17 protein-coding genes and 2 pseudogenes are annotated in these 15,750 nt (G+C 41.9%); 4 read left to right on the top strand and 15 right to left on the bottom strand.

What is annotated here, in order from left to right; all coding sequences use genetic code 11:
• Positions 1 to 27 precede the first annotated feature (27 nt).
• The 11 genes and pseudogenes from rbfA to HMPREF9186_RS08605 all read right to left on the bottom strand — a co-directional run bounded on the left by rbfA (position 28) and on the right by HMPREF9186_RS08605 (position 8,826).
• Positions 28 to 378, bottom strand: a complete 351-nt coding sequence (rbfA, locus tag HMPREF9186_RS08650) for a 30S ribosome-binding factor RbfA (RefSeq protein WP_009732309.1) — start codon at positions 376 to 378, stop codon at positions 28 to 30.
• 75 nt (positions 379 to 453) lie between these two features.
• Positions 454 to 2,448, bottom strand: a pseudogene (gene infB, locus HMPREF9186_RS08645) (translation initiation factor IF-2); the annotation flags it as partial.
• A 107-nt stretch (positions 2,449 to 2,555) separates the two neighbouring features.
• Positions 2,556 to 3,192, bottom strand: a pseudogene (locus HMPREF9186_RS11760) (translation initiation factor IF-2 N-terminal domain-containing protein); the annotation flags it as partial.
• A gap of 16 nt (positions 3,193 to 3,208) precedes the next feature.
• Positions 3,209 to 3,508, bottom strand: coding sequence for a YlxQ-related RNA-binding protein (locus HMPREF9186_RS08640; protein WP_009732307.1), 300 nt, complete (start codon positions 3,506 to 3,508; stop codon positions 3,209 to 3,211).
• Positions 3,501 to 3,797, bottom strand: coding sequence for an RNase P modulator RnpM (gene rnpM, locus HMPREF9186_RS08635; protein WP_009732306.1), 297 nt, complete (start codon positions 3,795 to 3,797; stop codon positions 3,501 to 3,503). Before rnpM ends, HMPREF9186_RS08640 begins: the two co-directional genes overlap by 8 nt.
• A 14-nt stretch (positions 3,798 to 3,811) precedes the next feature.
• Positions 3,812 to 4,954 (bottom strand): transcription termination factor NusA, encoded by a 1,143-nt coding sequence (gene nusA, locus HMPREF9186_RS08630; RefSeq protein ID WP_009732305.1) that lies wholly within the window; start codon positions 4,952 to 4,954, stop codon positions 3,812 to 3,814.
• A gap of 44 nt (positions 4,955 to 4,998) precedes the next feature.
• A complete protein-coding gene (gene rimP / locus HMPREF9186_RS08625; RefSeq protein WP_009732304.1) occupies positions 4,999 to 5,478 on the bottom strand; it encodes a ribosome maturation factor RimP in 480 nt (159 codons plus the stop codon).
• A gap of 97 nt (positions 5,479 to 5,575) precedes the next feature.
• Positions 5,576 to 6,211 (bottom strand): tRNA (guanosine(46)-N7)-methyltransferase TrmB, encoded by a 636-nt coding sequence (gene trmB / locus HMPREF9186_RS08620; protein WP_009732303.1) that lies wholly within the window; start codon positions 6,209 to 6,211, stop codon positions 5,576 to 5,578.
• Complete coding sequence (gene ccrZ / locus HMPREF9186_RS08615; protein WP_009732302.1) at positions 6,208 to 7,002, bottom strand: cell cycle regulator CcrZ; 795 nt, start codon at positions 7,000 to 7,002, stop codon at positions 6,208 to 6,210. The genes trmB and ccrZ overlap by 4 nt, the downstream gene beginning before the upstream one ends.
• Positions 7,003 to 7,042: 40 nt before the next feature.
• Entirely contained in the window at positions 7,043 to 8,098 is a 1,056-nt protein-coding gene (locus tag HMPREF9186_RS08610) for an ABC transporter permease (protein ID WP_009732301.1), read from the bottom strand.
• On the bottom strand, positions 8,095 to 8,826 hold the full coding sequence (locus tag HMPREF9186_RS08605) for an ABC transporter ATP-binding protein (RefSeq protein ID WP_009732300.1): 732 nt from the start codon (positions 8,824 to 8,826) through the stop codon (positions 8,095 to 8,097). The genes HMPREF9186_RS08610 and HMPREF9186_RS08605 overlap by 4 nt, the downstream gene beginning before the upstream one ends.
• A gap of 67 nt (positions 8,827 to 8,893) precedes the next feature.
• On the opposite strand from HMPREF9186_RS08605, the gene HMPREF9186_RS08600 reads away from it, so the two are divergent.
• Both HMPREF9186_RS08600 and HMPREF9186_RS08595 read left to right on the top strand, forming a co-directional pair.
• On the top strand, positions 8,894 to 9,307 hold the full coding sequence (locus tag HMPREF9186_RS08600; protein WP_009732299.1) for an HIT family protein: 414 nt from the start codon (positions 8,894 to 8,896) through the stop codon (positions 9,305 to 9,307).
• Positions 9,308 to 9,320: 13 nt separating this feature from the next.
• Positions 9,321 to 9,611: a hypothetical protein gene (locus HMPREF9186_RS08595; RefSeq protein ID WP_009732298.1), complete on the top strand. Its 291-nt coding sequence runs from the start codon at positions 9,321 to 9,323 to the stop codon at positions 9,609 to 9,611.
• Positions 9,612 to 9,632: 21 nt separating this feature from the next.
• On the opposite strand, the gene lytR is transcribed toward HMPREF9186_RS08595, so the two are convergent.
• The 4 genes from lytR to HMPREF9186_RS08575 form a co-directional block, all read right to left on the bottom strand.
• Positions 9,633 to 10,826: a glycopolymer--peptidoglycan transferase LytR gene (gene lytR, locus HMPREF9186_RS08590; protein ID WP_009732297.1), complete on the bottom strand. Its 1,194-nt coding sequence runs from the start codon at positions 10,824 to 10,826 to the stop codon at positions 9,633 to 9,635.
• Between the two features lie 13 nt (positions 10,827 to 10,839).
• Positions 10,840 to 11,370: a GNAT family N-acetyltransferase gene (locus HMPREF9186_RS08585; protein WP_009732296.1), complete on the bottom strand. Its 531-nt coding sequence runs from the start codon at positions 11,368 to 11,370 to the stop codon at positions 10,840 to 10,842.
• Complete coding sequence (gene tsaE, locus HMPREF9186_RS08580) at positions 11,363 to 11,818, bottom strand: tRNA (adenosine(37)-N6)-threonylcarbamoyltransferase complex ATPase subunit type 1 TsaE (protein ID WP_009732295.1); 456 nt, start codon at positions 11,816 to 11,818, stop codon at positions 11,363 to 11,365. Before tsaE ends, HMPREF9186_RS08585 begins: the two co-directional genes overlap by 8 nt.
• 167 nt (positions 11,819 to 11,985) lie before the next feature.
• Positions 11,986 to 13,407, bottom strand: a complete 1,422-nt coding sequence (locus HMPREF9186_RS08575) for an NCS2 family permease (RefSeq protein ID WP_009732294.1) — start codon at positions 13,405 to 13,407, stop codon at positions 11,986 to 11,988.
• Between the two features lie 175 nt (positions 13,408 to 13,582).
• Between HMPREF9186_RS08575 and HMPREF9186_RS08570 the strand changes: the two genes are divergently transcribed.
• Together HMPREF9186_RS08570 and adhP are read left to right on the top strand one after the other, a co-directional pair.
• On the top strand, positions 13,583 to 14,395 hold the full coding sequence (locus tag HMPREF9186_RS08570; RefSeq protein WP_009732293.1) for a Cof-type HAD-IIB family hydrolase: 813 nt from the start codon (positions 13,583 to 13,585) through the stop codon (positions 14,393 to 14,395).
• A 192-nt stretch (positions 14,396 to 14,587) separates the two neighbouring features.
• On the top strand, positions 14,588 to 15,610 hold the full coding sequence (gene adhP / locus HMPREF9186_RS08565) for an alcohol dehydrogenase AdhP (protein ID WP_009732292.1): 1,023 nt from the start codon (positions 14,588 to 14,590) through the stop codon (positions 15,608 to 15,610).
• Positions 15,611 to 15,750: the final 140 nt, after the last annotated feature.

The raw sequence follows: 15,750 nt of genomic DNA, 5'->3' as shown, positions 1-15,750 counted from the left end.
AAAGAGGTTGGAACACTTCCAACCTCTCTAGTCTTTGTTCAAATTGCGCAACATGGCATCAATTTTATTACCATATTCGATTGATTCATCTTTTACAAACGTGAGATCTGGAATTTTGTACAATTTTAAATTCCGACCTAGTTCGCGCTTGATGGTTCCTGTTGCTTTTTCCAGCCCTGTCTGAGCCTTCTGATTATCTGAAGCCAGGTCACTCATAATCGAATAATAAACCTTTGCCATAGACAAATCGCCTAGCATTTGAACATCCGTAATGGTGACACCTTGAACACGCGGATCACGAACTTTCTTTTGCAAAATTTCGTTAACTTCCCGCTTAATTTCCATGCCGACTCGGTCTGTCCGAAAATGACTCGCCATAGGAACTCCTTTCTTTTTCTATGTTTAAAAACTAGGAAGTCCGAGAGAAGGTCCTCATTCTTCCTAGTTGTAAGATTATTTCTTAATTTCTTCCATGATGTAAGCTTCAATCGTATCATCTGTCTTGATATCATTGTAGCCTTCAATCATCAATCCACCTTCACGACCATTTGTAACTTCTTTGACATCATCTTTGAAGTGCTTCAAGCTTGCTAAAGCACCGTCATAGATCACGACACCGTCACGAATGACACGAACTTTGGAATCACGTGTAACCTTACCACTGAGGACCATAAATCCACCGATGGTACCCACTTTAGAGACTTTAAAGGTTTCACGAATAACTGCTTCCCCGATCACCTTCTCTTCAAACTCAGGATCCAACATTCCCTTCATAGCATCTTCCATTTCCTCGATCACCTTGTAAATGATTGAGTGAAGACGGATTTCTACCTCATCAGCCTCAGCTTGCTGACGCGCTTGTGGCGTAGGGCGAACGTTAAATCCAATGATGAAGGCATTTGAAGCTTCCGCAAGGGTCACGTCTGATTCGTTGATGGCACCAACTGCTGAGTGAACGATGGTAACCTTGACACCTTCTACTTCAATCTTTTGAAGAGAAGCAGCAAGGGCTTCAACCGAACCTTGTACATCAGCCTTGATAATGACATTAACAGATTTCACTTCACCAGCCTTCAAAGTATCAAAGAGGTTTTCAAGGCTGACACGGTTGGTGGCTTGACGTTGTTTCATCAATGCACGTTTAGCACGTTCTTCACCAGCTGCACGCGCAGATTTTTCATCTTCATAAACCGCGAAATGGTCACCTGCCATTGGCGCCTCGTTCAAACCAGTGATAGAAACAGGAGTAGATGGTCCAGCCACTTTCACCCGACGTCCAAGATCATTTGTCATAGCACGAACACGTCCAAAGGTATTTCCGACAACGATTGGGTCTTGAACATTCAAAGTACCTTGTTGAACCAGAAGGGTCGCAACCGCACCTTTTCCTTTATCCAAACGCGCTTCGATAACGGTACCAATAGCACGGACTGTTGGGTCTGCCTTGAGTTCTTGGATTTCAGCTACAAGTAGGACAGTTTCCAACAACTCATCGATGTTTTGGTTGAACTTGGCTGAAATTTCTACAAACTCAGAATCTCCACCCCATGCAGTTGACATAACGCCGTGTTCAGCCAATTCACCAATAACCCGTTCTGGGTTGGCACCTGGTTTATCGATCTTGTTGATAGCTACAATGATTGGAACATTGGCTGCTTTTGAGTGGTTGATAGCTTCGATCGTTTGAGGCATAACCCCATCATCTGCCGCCACAACCAAGATAGTAATATCGGTAACTGAGGCACCACGCGCCCGCATAGAAGTGAAGGCCGCGTGTCCTGGTGTGTCCAAGAAGGTAATCTTCTTGCCATTTTCAACGATTTGGTAAGCACCGATATGTTGAGTGATTCCTCCCGCTTCACCTGTTGCTACACGTGAGTTACGAAGGGTATCCAAGAGGGTTGTTTTACCATGGTCAACGTGGCCCATGATGGTGACAACTGGTGGACGCTCTACCAATTTATCTGGATTCAAATAGCCATCCTCTACGAAGAAACGCTCGATATCCGCATTATCCACTTCAACCTTTTTCTTGGCTTCAATGCCATAATCTACCAAAAGGAGTTCAATGGTATCGCCATCCAAGGATTGGTTTTGTGTCGCCATCACGCCCATCATGAAGAGTTTTTTCACGATTTCTGCTGGCTCACGCTTAATCCGTTTTGCGATTTCCGCAACCGTCATTCCATCTGTGTACTCCAATTCACTTGGCAATTCGTGGAATTTACGCTCTGTTACTGGTTTTGGAGCCTCATTGCGATTATTCTTTCCTTTTTTATTCTTTTTGTTGTTATTCCAGTTACTATTCTTTTGATTTCTCACTTGATTCTGATTACTTCGATTCTTTTGTTGTTTTCTTGGACCATCTTCTTCACGATCAAAATCTTCACGCTTCTTGTCTGGTCTAGCTTGTTTCTTCCGACGTGTATCAACTGTTGCAGGGCTTGGAGCCGCTACTGGCGCAGCCTTCACTGGTTCCGCCTTTGGTTGAGGAGTGACAACTTCAGTTGCAACCCCCTCTTCGCGCTTCCGGCGCTGTTGACGTTCTTGCTCAACCTTAGCGACCTGGTTTTGCTTGTAGCGTTCTTCACTACCACGTGCATATTCCGCATTTTGCTCTGCCTTTAATGCTGCAGCACGTGCTTTGAAATCAATTTTCGGAGCACCATTTACAGGATTTGGACGTCCTTGACCATTTCCAACTTGATCGCGACGACGATCATTCCCTTGATTTCGACGGTCATTACCTTGGTTTTTGCGATCATTTCTGTTTTGGAAACGATCCCCGTCCCGACGGTCGTTTTGTTGTTTTTTAGGTCGATTCCCTTGTTGTTGACGACGCTCCGCCTGCTCTTTCGCACGCGCTTCACGTTCCGCCTTGAAGTTACGACTCTTTGGTTTCGCAGCTGGTGTAGGCGTTTCTAATCTTGTCTCAGTTTTTTCTTGGTTTTTGACCGCTACTGCTTCTTTTTTTTCTACGACAGCCGTTGTCTTTGCAGCCACCTCTGCTACTTTCTTTTCGACTGTTTCTTTTTTTGCTGCAAAGCTCTTGATTAACTTTTCAGCAGCATCTGTATCGACACTAGATGCATGACTCTTAACGTCAAAACCTAATTCTTTCGCACGAGTGACGACTTCTTTACTTTCCTTGCCCAATTCTTTGGCAATTTCGTATAATCTTTTCTTAGACAATTGCTGTCCTCCTCTTCTATTCCATAAGAGACCTCATTTTCTTTGAAAATCCAGCATCTACAACTGCGACGACCTTCCGGGCACGTCCAATTGCAGTGCTTAATTCTAGTGTTGAAAACACGGTAGATACTTGAACCTCATAATAGTGACCCTTATCCGTCACTTTTTTTGTCAGATTGCTAGCAGCATCATTTGCTAGGAAAACCAATTTTGCTTTTCCTTCCTGGATCGCTTTAATCACGAGTTCTTCTCCAGAAATCAGTTTTCCCGCTCTTTGCGCTAGACCCAACAGATTGCTCAACTTTTGCTTATTCAAGGCCTAACTCTCTTCTCTTCACCTTATGATCTACATAAGCGATCAATTCATCGTAGAAAGCTTCTTCCACTTCCATATTAAAGCTACGATTAAAAGCTTTCTTTTTCTTAGCAAGGGCCGCTTCTTCATTATCTAGTTTGATATAAGCTCCTCGACCATTGGCTTTGCCAGTAGGATCGATAAAGACATGTCCCTCTTTGTTTTTGACAATTCGGAGCAAATCACGCTTATCAATAATCTCATTTGAAACGACCGATTTTCTCAAAGGGATTTTTCTTGTTTTTACCATATTCCCTCCCTCTCTTAATCGACTTGCTCTTGACTACTTTCTACTTGATCTTCAAAAGTTTCTTGAGCTGCTTCCATTTCTTCAAACTCACTAGCAGATTTGATATCGATACGGTAACCGGTCAAATGAGCTGCTAAACGAACGTTTTGCCCACGACGACCAATGGCAAGAGACAACTTGTTATCTGGGACAACAACGAGAGCATGTTTGCTGTCTTCATCATCAAAGATAACTTGGTCCACTTCTGCAGGAGCAATGGCATTGTAGATAAATTCAGCTGGATCTGGAACCCATTCAATCACATCGATGTTTTCTTCTGTTGGAACCATACGGTCCAATTTTTGATCATAGCGTGCTGGATGGAATTTGCTGGTAATTTTTTTAATGTTTGATCCACCACGACCAACGATGGTCCCAATCGCATCTACATTTGGATTATGGCTACGAACCGCTACCTTGGTCCGGTCTCCCGCTTCACGCGCTACACTCATGATTTCAACCGTTCCATCATAGACTTCAGGAATTTCTTGTTCCATGAGGCGTTTGATCATTTCTGGATGGCTCCGACTAACAAAGACATTGACACCACGAGGGTTATCTTCTACCTTATAGACGAATACTTCGATGCGATCATGGGATTGGAAAACTTCCCCTGGAATTTGGTCTTGCTTAGACAATTGTGCTTCGATCGAACCAAGATTGACATAGATAAAACGATTGTCAAAGCGCTCCACTGTTCCACTCATGATTTCATTTTCATGTTCTTTATAAGTGTTATAAGTGATCGTGCGTGTTTGCTTACGCATTTTTTCCATGATGGTTTGCTTAGCCGATTGGGCAGCAACTCGGCCGAATTCAGCTGGTGCTTCTTCAAACTTGATCTTATCTCCCAACTCATAAGCAGAGCTAATGGCTAAGGCATCCTTCAAGCTGATTTCTAAACGGCTATCAAAGACTTCATCAACGACTTCGCGAACTGTATAAACACGGAAATCTCCGGTTTTTTCATTAAATTCAATCGCTGCACTCTCTGCTTGTCCATAACGACGGCGATAAGCTGAACGCAGTGATTCTGTGACCGCTTCGATGATATCTTCTTTTTTGATCCCTTTGTCTTCTTCCAAAATGCGGAAGGCTTCTAGCATTTCTTTACTCATGTTTTTCTTGCCTCTTCTAGAAAGGCATCCTTTCTTTCATTCTGTTACAATTTTACAGCCAACCTTGCTTTGGACACAAGGTTATAAGGAATGTCTACTGTTTTTTTCCGTGTTTTATCCATATACTCGATGGTCAAAACATCCTCTTCAAAACGCACCAAGGTTCCCTCAAAGACCTTTTGCTTTTCAACAGCCTTGTACAAGCTAATGTTTACATACTTGCCAAGAGCTCCCTCAAGGGCTTCCTTGGTTTTCAAAGGTCTCTCCAAGCCAGGACTGGTGACTTCTAAAAAGTACTGTTCTGGAAATGGGTCTGGTTTGATTTGATCCAGCAACGGACTGATGATTTCTGTCAAATCCGCTGTATCATTCAATGTGATTCCTTCTGGTTTGTCTACGAAAATGCTTAAGACGTAGTCACCACCCATTTTGCCATATTCAACATCTACCAATTCAAATGGTTCTTTTATAGCTGGCTGAATCACTTCTGTTACTAAGTCAACAATTGTTGCGATGGTTGCCACCTCCTCATAGATAAGAGGCGAAGATATTTCCCCGCCTCTCCTTTTCTATTCATTTGAAATATTATAACACGATTCCTCAATGATTGCAAGGAATATGCTAAAACTGTGCTTCTACACGGTAAATAACCTGTCCTTTACTGGAGAACTTCTTCTCGTATTCGGTCATCACATTTCCCTCAAAATCGCTAGCATGAAGGTCTAACCAGACTCCCTTTAAGGTCATCCCATATTGCGAGAAGCTTACCAAGCTGTATTCAAACAAACCGCGATTATCTGTCTTGAAGTGAATCTCTCCGTGTTCCGGAAGAATTTGTTTAAAGGTATCAAGGAAGCTCTTATAGGTCAAACGACGCTTCTCATGTCGTTTCTTTGGCCATGGATCTGAAAAATTCAAATAGAGTTGATCAATCTCTCCATCTCCAAAGTAATTGGTTAAACTATCTCCGTCTACCCAAAGCAACTTAATATTGGGAACATCCGCTTCCAAAACTTTATCTAAAGCATAGCTCAAGACCGATTTTTGGATATCGATCCCAATGTAGTTGATCTCTGGATGAGCCTTGGCCATCCCAGTGATAAAAGCCCCTTTTCCACTTCCCACCTCAATATGGATCGGATGATCATTCCCGAATATCTCATGCCATTTTCCCTTAGCATCTTCTGGATTTAAGATCACATATTGTGGATTGGCTTCCAGTAATTCTGTCGCTCCTTTGCGATTTCTAACTCTCATATTTCCTTTCCATATTTCAACCGGAAATTGCGCAGAGCATAGATCTCGCGATTGACATTTTCTAGATCATTATTTTCATAGTATTTAGCAATTTGGCACAAGAAAGAATATTGACCAAACCAATAGAGTTTGTCAAAGACCTTTTGATTGTACTTGTAGCCGTAATAGCCTAACCAATCACGCCAATTAGAATCTGGGATATAGTGGCTCAAGATATGCGCCACATCCAACATCCGGTCTGTCAAACGAACGGAGTCCCAGTCAACTAAATAAATTAAGCCACTATCTGTCTCAATCCAATTACTATGACGGACATCTCCATGGACGATCGTCGCATAATCCTCCCGAAAGGCAGGCACTGTCTTACGTAGATTCTTTACAACAGATTGGATATAGTGGTTCTGGCGCAGGGCAATCGGCAACCGATTAGCCCAAGAATTGAGCAACTCTAAAGGTGATTCTACCGGATACCCAAGTTTCTTTAATTGAGTCATCAAAGGTCTAGAACGGTGCAATCTCGTTAAAATATTGACCACTTGTTTTTTTGACATTCCATTTGGCGTGAGAATCTCCCCATTCAACCATTCTTGGGCACTCATCACATTTCCATCTGGCAAACGTCGACTCCATAGCAATTGAGGAGCAATCTGTTCTTTTGCTAGACCCGCAAGGATTGGGGTCGTATTCATTTTTACAAAAACGCGCCCACCATCTGGGTAGGTCCCCATGTAGGCCTTCCCACTCTTCCCAGGAATTGGGGTGAGGCTTAGCTCTTTTTCATTCGAGTCCATCTTTTCCTCCGTAAAAAGTTTCCAATCTATTTTACTAATTTTAACGACTTTCGTCAACCAAGCGCGCCATCTTAAATGGAAGGTAGATCATGGTTAATGCAAGTGTATAAGCTAATAAGCCCAGCAACAAGACTTTATCTGACATAAAGACCAACCCAATCACCCCTTCTATCACTGTTACAATCCCCATTAACAAGCGAATTGTTTTGTTCAATCCTGCCTTTTTACTTCCTTTTTTCATTGGAAAAAGAAGGGTCAAGGGTTGGTAATCAAAAGCACTATAAAGGCCCAACAATTGAAAAATGATCAAGTAATTGAGCAAGGCTACAAGAGCGATCACCACTAGAGGTTGAGGAATAAAGACCATAGCAAGAATCGACAGAAGCAAAAGTCGTAGTGTCATGGAGAAAAGATCACCGTTACGTAGGAAGGAGCGCATATACAAGTGAAGCCAAGTATTCCCATGTGTTTTAGGAAGTAGGGCCAAGAAGCGATCCAAGTAGGCTCTTCTTTTGACACTATTCGTGATCCCTTTCACCGTTGTAAACAGGGCAAAAAAGCGAAGAATCATTTGTTTCCTTGCATTCTCACGAGCAATGGTCCAGATCCAATTTAGATTGCCATCCTGATAGAAACGTTTAGCTTTCCAGCTAAAGACAAGCCCTTTAGCTACCCCTAAAATAAAAACGTAAGCCACTATTCCCAGTGCATTCATCCCCGTTGCAAGAAAAAGGGGGATGAATAATATGAGGACAAAGCTTTGAATCAAAAGCCACAATACAAAAGACTTCTTAACCTGCCCCTTGATATGATTTTTTATTTCCTCTTCTTTCACTAAAAGAAATAACGCATCTGGCTTCTCTAGGTAGGTCGCAATAGAGCCAATCGGTACCAAGAAGAGCAAACCAAGCAAGAGACTCCAGCGGATCAGGCTCGGATCTTTGGGTAGTTCTTGCAAGAATTTGCTGTATTGAACTGCTAAAAATCCTATAAAAATGAGCATAAAGAGGACGAAATGATCATTGAGAACATAGCGACTGTATTTTACACATTGAGTTCGAAACGTTTGTTGCCGTTTTTTCATCAACTCTTTCATGCTGTTTCCTCTTCTGTCAAGGTCATGTAGATATCATTTAGACTTGCTTTCTCATCCCCAAAAGTTGAACGCAGCTCATCTAAGGTCCCTTGTGCTCGGACCTGACCCTTATGGAGGATCACAAACCCATCACACATCTTTTCAGCCGAATCCAGAACGTGGGTACTCATCAAAATTGATTTTCCTTTTGCCTTTTCATCTGCCAATAATTGAATCAAATCTGCAATTGCAACAGGATCCAATCCCAAAAAGGGTTCATCGACAATATAAAGACTTGGATCCACTGCATAGGCGCAAATGATCATGACCTTCTGCTTCATCCCCTTTGAAAAATGGGTCGGGAACCAATCTAATTTTTCAGCCAAACGAAATCGTTCCAACAAAGGCTGGACGCGCACCATGACTTGATCTATGTCTAAATCATAGGCGAGGCTTACGGTTTCGATATGCTCCCTCAGGGTTAATTCCTCATAAAGACTTGGTGTTTCTGGAATATAACCGATTTTCTTCCGATATTCAGTCGGAGCTTCTGGCAGACTAAGGCCATCAATCCGCACTTCCCCAGCATATGGATGCAGGAGACCAATAATTTCATTAATCGTGGTTGACTTTCCAGCTCCATTTAGCCCAATTAAACCAATCAGTTGCCCATCAGGAACCGAAAAGCTCACCTCTTTCAGGACAGGGATGTTGACATAGCCCCCTGTCAACTTATTGATTTCTAACATATTTTCTCCGATTTCTGGTATAATGTTCTTATATTATAACAAAATTTAGTCTAAATGAGGTGTATTTATGGTTGACGATTGTATTTTTTGTAAGATTATAGCTGGCGACATTCCTTCATCCAAAGTTTATGAAGATGAGGAGATCCTCGCATTTTTAGACATCTCTCAAGTTACTCCTGGTCATACTTTAGTGGTTCCAAAGAAACACGCTCGCAACCTACTAGAGATGGACGAAACCGCCACAGCTCAACTATTTGCACGTGTCTCTAAAGTTGCTAAAAAAGTAGAAGCCGCTACTCAAGCCAAGGGAATGAATATCATCAGTAACATGGAAGAAGTTTCTGGACAGACTGTATTTCACACCCATATCCATATCATCCCCCGCTATTCTGACCAAGATGAGCTTGCTATCTCATTTACCGAGCATGAGCCGAATTTTGACCAGCTGGCCACGCTCGCAGATAAAATCCAAAACAGCTAAATAAGGAGGCCATATGAAACTCAAAAATCTCTTTTGGTTTGCAACAGGAGCCAGCATTAGCTTCCACCTGGTAAAAAATCGTCAAACAATCAAAACAGAAGTGACTGAATCTCACCAATTGGTCAAGGGGATGCAAGAAAACTTAGCAAAAATCCAACGCAACCTGGAAATTATCCAAGACCAAAAATCCATTCTTCAAGAATTAGTGACAGACTTCCAATATAAGACCAGGCTCTTTAGCCAGCAAGCAAGTGCTTCCCTAAAGGAAATTCAGGACACATGGAATCCAAACAAAAACGATTGAGAAAACTCAATCGTTTTTGTCTTATTCTGATGGTAACGCAGGTGTAAGGGCGCTAGACTCTGTGGCCGCAGGGGCAACGGGCGTTACCGGTGGAACAGAACTTTGGGGCGTCACCACTCCTGTATCCTGACTCGATGGTAGAACTGGTAGTTGATTAAACTCTTGGTAAACAGGAGCTTCCTCAGAAGCTGCTGGGTTTTCATTTTGAGAAGAAGAAGAATTCTTTAAATCTTCGTCTCCATCCATTAGATATGCATTGGTTTTAAGTGTCTTAATCTCTTTCTTTCCCAAGGCTTTGCGGATAATATTTTGAATTTTCAAGAGATGTTTAGAGGTTACAATCTGATAACTTCCACCATCTGCCAAGGTCGCATCTTCTCCTTTTAATTGGTACTGATGAATGTTCGAAAGCGCATCTCGGTAACCCAATAATTGAAGCAAACTATTGCTATCGAGAGCAATATTCGTTTGCATATTGTCACTAACAGAATCAATGATTCCTTTATAGTGGCTCAAACTATTGAGACTTAAGACTTTCTCGACGATCTTTTTTATCACTTCTCGTTGGCGTTTTTGACGTCCATAGTCCCCATCTGGGTCCTGGTAGCGCATCCGTGAATAAACGAGCGCTTGATCTCCATTAATCTCCTGCCGTCCTGGTGCAATCTTTGCTGTATATTCAGGCTCATTTTCTTCGATGGAAATATCAAAATCAAATGGATTATTAACCGTAATACCACCTACCTTATCCACTAATTGAACCAGTCCCTTCATATTGATCATGACATAACGATCAATATGGATATCCAAAAGATCCTGAATCGTCTTAATAGCTAACTTAGCTCCACCTTGAGCATAGGCTGAATTCAATTTCGCTTGGACAGTTTCACCATCAGAAGTAATATTGGTCAGAATATCTCTTTCCAAGCTGGTCATCGTCGTTTCCTTTGTTTGAGGATTGACGGTTACCAAAATCATGGTATCACTATTTCCAGCCCAAGGATCTTCCCGAGAACCGCTTCCTGTATCAACCCCCATCAAAAGGATGGTCATCGGCTTATTTTCCGCAATGACATTGGTCTCATTTCCAAAGCTCTTATAAGTCTTACTGAGGGTTCCTGTCGTCTGATTGAGAATAGTCAAACCATAGGCTCCAATTCCAATCACCGTTACCGCCAATAAACTCAAAAACATTAAAATAATTTTTTTTACCATATAGAATCTCTCTTTAATCTATCAGTTTTCCCATGAGGTAAACCTCTAAAAATTCTCCTTCAGCTGAACATGCTCCGCGAGCTTGGCAACCTTCTATCTCAAATCCTATCTTTTTATACAGATGAACCGCTCGTTCATTGCGGACTTGCACATTTAGGACCAATTTTCGAAGAATGCCAGTCGAGTGAGCCCACTCGATTCCTTCTTCTAACAAGATCTGTCCAAATCCCTGATTCCAATAAGCTCGCTGAATCACAATAAAGACATCACCAATATGCTGAACAGACCGTTGGGGAGCAGCTGTGATATTTAACAATCCGGCTAGTGTTTGGTCTACAAATAATAAGAGACAAATCCGGTTAACCGCTGTCTCTTGCAGCAGCAGAAATTGTGCCATATCAGTTGGGGACATGCCAATACCAGCTTCATCCAAGGTCATATAATCGGACTCTTTACCAACTTGATTTAAGAAATCAACAAGAAGAGTCGCGTCTGTCGTTTCAGCTTGTCGAATCTCTAATGTAACTTCTTTCTCCTTAGGCATCTGTATCTCCCGCCTGCTCAAAGGATGCTAGTAAAGCTTCTGCACGCGCTCCATGAGCTTCGAATTCCAACTCTCGCCCATCTTCCAATTTTCGGATGAAAATTTTCAAATAAGCATCCGAAAGACTGGGTTCAATCTGCTCTCCCCATTCAATAATGGTAGCACCCTCTCCAAACAGAAAATCATCTAAGTCAATGGAATCTGGATCATTCCCAATTCGGTAAACATCCAAATGATAGAGAGGCAGACGTCCTTCATATTCCCGAACGATGGTATAGGTAGGACTTTTAATCATCTGATCAATCCCTAAACCTTTTGCAATTCCCTTGGTAAAGGTAGTTTTCCCAGCCCCCAAATCACCCGATAGGATGATCACATCCTGTTTTTCTAACAGTTTTCCCAACTGTTCTCCTAGAGCGATCAGCTCTGTTTCATTGTGACTAATCATTTTTCTATTATACCAAACTTTTTAAAATTCTGCTCTTTCTTTTAGAAATTGTCCGCCTAAGAATTCCTTTTGAAAGAGAAGGATTAGGATTCCTTCTAGACTACTGGCCAACAAAAAAAGGAATGAGAGCAGTGAATTGCACTCATTCCTTTTTGTTTCCCCCTTGATTAATGCAAGGCCATACTAATATAGTTCAAAATAAAGAGAACATCCAAGATCCAAATCATGCTGTGCACTTCTTTGGCTTGTCCTTTAACCACTTTCACCAAGCTATAGGTGATAAATCCAGCAGCGATCCCTTGAGTAATTGAGTAGCTGAAGCCCATAAAGATAGAAGTGAAGAAGGCAGGAACAGCCTCTGACATATCTTCCCAATGGATATTTTTCAAACCACTCAACATCATGATCCCCACAACAATCAAAATTGGGGCTGTAGCAGCGGTCGGTACAATCGCTAGCAATGGACTAAAGAGACTTGAAATAGCAAAACAGATCGCTACAACCAAGGCTGTCAGACCAGTTCGTCCACCCGCTCCAATACCGGCTGCAGATTCAACATAGGTCGTTACATTCGATGTCCCTGCAATAGCTCCAACTGAAGTCGCTACGAGGTCTGAATAGAGGGCTTTATCCAATTTCGCTGATTGATGGTTTTCCCCATTCGTCGCAACAATCCCTACTTTTTCACCAGTACCGATCAAGGTCCCGATGGTATCAAAAATATCGGTCAAGGAGAAGGCTAAGATTGCCATTAAGGTTTCAGGCAAACGAGACGTATTGGAAATCAACGAACCCAATCCTTTCGATCCTAAAGCTTGACCAAAGATCGTGCCTAAATCATTAAAGGCAGCTCCTAGATGGTTACTTGCAAAGTCGATTTTGCTGATATCAACAACATGGATTAGAATTCCAAGAACCGTCGTCACTAAGATGGAAAGGATAATCCCTCCCTTAATCCCTTTGACAACAAAGAAAATGGTAATCGCAAGACCAACAAGGGCCAAGAGAACGACTGGATTGTTAAAATCAACCAAACCAGGAACAGCAGATGCATTGGCTGAGATCGTTGCATTCGCCTTATCTGCTCCTTCTCCGACCACTGTATAGGTATGAGGGTCAATCGTAAATTTCAAAAATCCTGCATTCTTGATCCCAACGTAGGCCAAGAAAATCCCAATCCCAGCTGAAATAGCAGAGCGTAGGGCTGTCGGAATCGATTCGATGATCATCTTCCGAACATTTGTCAATGTGATAATTAATGAAATCACACCACAAATGAAGACCATTCCCAAAGCTTCCTGCCATGAGTAGCCCATACCAAATACAACGGTAAAGGTAAAGAAGGCATTCAAGCCCATTCCTGGGGCTTGTGCATACGGTAAATTGGCATAAAAAGCCATCATCAAGGTTCCGACAACAGATCCAATAATCGTTGCAAGAAAGACCCCTTGAGCTGGCATACCTGTTTGTGACAACATTTGCGGATTTACGAAGAGGATATAACTCATCGCAAAAAAGGTTGTCAGACCAGCAAGAACCTCTGTCCGAACAGTGGTTCCATGTTCTGAAAGTTTAAAAAACTTATCCATTTCAGAATAAACTCCTTTTTCATCATTCTCGTTCCCAATCAATTTGCGAACGTTATATCTATTCTACCAAAAGATCTTTCGTCTTTCAAGAAATCCCGCTTCTCTTCTCGATTTTTGAGCGCTTTTCCGATTTTTCTGATATAATGGTCTCATTCTTCTCGAAAGGAACTGAAATATGCATAAAATGATGATCGCTCTGGATCTAGACGGAACCCTCTTGAATTCCGAAAGCAAATTGAGCGACTTTACGATTGATACCATTAAAAAAATTAGCGCCCTTGGCCACAAAGTTATTATTACGACTGGTCGTCCTTACCGCATGGCCCATACCTATTACAAACAACTAGAACTTGATACTCCAATGATCAATTTCAATGGCTCCCTCACCCATCTGCCTGAGAAAAAATGGGCAGATGAACAATGTTTAACCTTAGATAAAAAATACCTCCTAGATATGGTTGCCAATCGTGATACTATTCAAGCAGACTTTATCGCTGGTGAATACCGTAATAAATTCTTCATTACCGATCCTAATGAACAAGTTGCAGATCCTAAATTATTCGGAATTGATGCCTTCCAACCAGAAAACCAATTCAATCCAGAACGAGTAACAAGTGACCCAAACTGTATCCTTTTTCAAACGAAAGCGGAAGACAAATATGCTCTGGCAGATGAAATGAATCGACACTATGACTACAATCTGTCTATCAATACCTGGGGTGGTCCCTTAAATATTCTGGAATGCAATCCCAAAAATGTGACCAAAGCATCCGCTCTGACTTACCTTCTAGATAAACTCAATATGGATCAGAAAGATTTGATTGCTTTTGGAGATGAGCACAATGATACTGAGATGCTAGCTCTTGCTGGTCATGGTTATGCTATGAAAAACGCGAGCTCTGTCCTGATTCCTTATGCGGATTCCGTCACAGATTTCACCAATAATGAGGATGGTGTCGCACGCCAATTGATTCAATTATTCTTATAATACGAATGGACATGAGGAGAGCATCTCATGTCTTTTTTGCAACCTATATCCTTAATCGGTTAATCAATACCTCCCTTTTTTTCCATTTTTTTTATTGTTCAATAGATAAACTTGTGATATTATTAACATAGTTATTAAAGAAGCGCTTTCAAAAATTTTAAATCGCTTCTCGTTCACTTAAGGAGGAACAAAATGAAAGCTGTTGTTGTAAATCCAGAAGGTACTGGTGTTGAAATCGTTGCAAACAAGGATATGCGTCCATTGGAATCAGGGGAAGCACTTGTTCAAATTGAGTACTGTGGTGTCTGCCACACGGACTTGCACGTTGCTCACGGAGACTTCGGTAAAGTCCCAGGCCGTGTACTTGGGCACGAAGGAATTGGAGTCGTAAAAGAACTTGCTCCAGATGTGACAAGCTTAAAAGTTGGGGATCGTGTCAGTGTTGCTTGGTTCTTCGAAGGATGTGGAACTTGTGAATACTGTACGACTGGTCGTGAAACACTTTGCCGTACTGTAAAAAATGCTGGTTACTCTGTTGATGGAGGAATGGCTGAACAATGTATCGTTACTGCAGATTACGCAGTGAAAGTACCAGAAGGATTAGATCCAGCACAAGCTTCTTCTATTACCTGTGCCGGGGTTACAACTTACAAAGCCATCAAAGAAGCCAAAGCTGAGCCAGGCCAATGGATTGTCATCTACGGTGCTGGAGGACTAGGAAACTTGGCTGTTCAATATGCCAAAAAAGTCTTCAACGCTCATGTCATCGCTGTCGATATCAACAACGACAAACTTGAATTGGCGAAAGAAGTTGGCGCAGACTTTGTTATCAACGGTCGTGAAGTAGAAGATGTTCCAGGATTGATCAAAGAACAAACAAATGGTGGCGCTCACTCTGCTGTCGTAACTGCTGTCTCTAAAGTTGCCTTCAACCAAGCAGTAGATTCTGTTCGTGCTGGTGGTCGCGTTGTCGCAGTTGGACTTCCTTCAGAAATGATGGATCTAAGCATTGTGAAAACTGTATTAGATGGTATCCAAGTCATCGGTTCTCTAGTAGGAACTCGTAAAGACTTGGAAGAAGCCTTCCAATTTGGTGCAGAAGGTTTGGTAGTGCCAGTCGTTCAAAAACGTCCAGTAGAAGATGCGGTCAAAGTCTTTGACGAAATGGAAGCTGGAACCATTCAAGGACGTATGGTACTTGATTTCACACATTAAGAATATTTTCCTTCAAGGTTAGCCCTCCTGGACTAACCTTTTTTATCTGCTCCGTCTAATCACACCTTAATTTTATGATCAGGATTTTTTACTGTTTTTGACAATCATTCAGGAAATAAATGTCTAAAATCTCTTTAATA

Origin of the sequence: Streptococcus sp. F0442, from assembly GCF_000314795.2 — a bacterium.
Lineage (GTDB): Bacteria > Bacillota > Bacilli > Lactobacillales > Streptococcaceae > Streptococcus.
Note: the sequence above shows the minus strand (reverse complement) of the source record. Positions and strands in the feature narration are given on the sequence as shown.